This is a genomic window from Streptococcus mitis, from assembly GCF_047465045.1.
Taxonomy (GTDB): Bacteria; Bacillota; Bacilli; order Lactobacillales; family Streptococcaceae; genus Streptococcus; species Streptococcus mitis_DT.
Genome location: NZ_JASHAR010000056.1, coordinates 1 through 509 on the forward strand (window position 1 = coordinate 1; position 509 = coordinate 509).

Sequence of the window (509 nt, forward strand, 5' to 3'; positions counted from 1 at the left end):
TAAGACACCGCCTTTTCACGGCGGTAACACGGGTTCGAATCCCGTACGGACTATGGTATGTTGCGGATGGAACACTTGATGAAAAAAGATTAAAAAAGTTTCAAAAAAGTGTTGACAAGCGAAAGCGACTGTGATATACTAATATAGTTGTCGCTTGAGAGAAGTGAGTGACAAAGACCTTTGAAAACTGAACAAGACGAACCAATGTGCAGGGCACTATAACTAAGGTTATAGTACTGAACAATGAAAAAACAATAAATCTGTCAGTGACAGAAATGAGTGAGAACTCAAACTTTTAATGAGAGTTTGATCCTGGCTCAGGACGAACGCTGGCGGCGTGCCTAATACATGCAAGTAGAACGCTGAAGGGAGAGCTTGCTCTTCTGGATGAGTTGCGAACGGGTGAGTAACGCGTAGGTAACCTGCCTGGTAGCGGGGGATAACTATTGGAAACGATAGCTAATACCGCATAAGAGTAGATGTTGCATGACATTTGCTTAAAAGGTGCA

At 43.0% G+C, this 509-nt stretch carries 1 rRNA gene; it reads left to right on the forward strand.

Going from position 1 to position 509, the window contains the following annotated elements:
* Nucleotides 1–294: 294 nt before the first annotated feature.
* Nucleotides 295–509, forward strand: a 16S ribosomal RNA gene (locus QM409_RS10800); the annotation flags it as partial.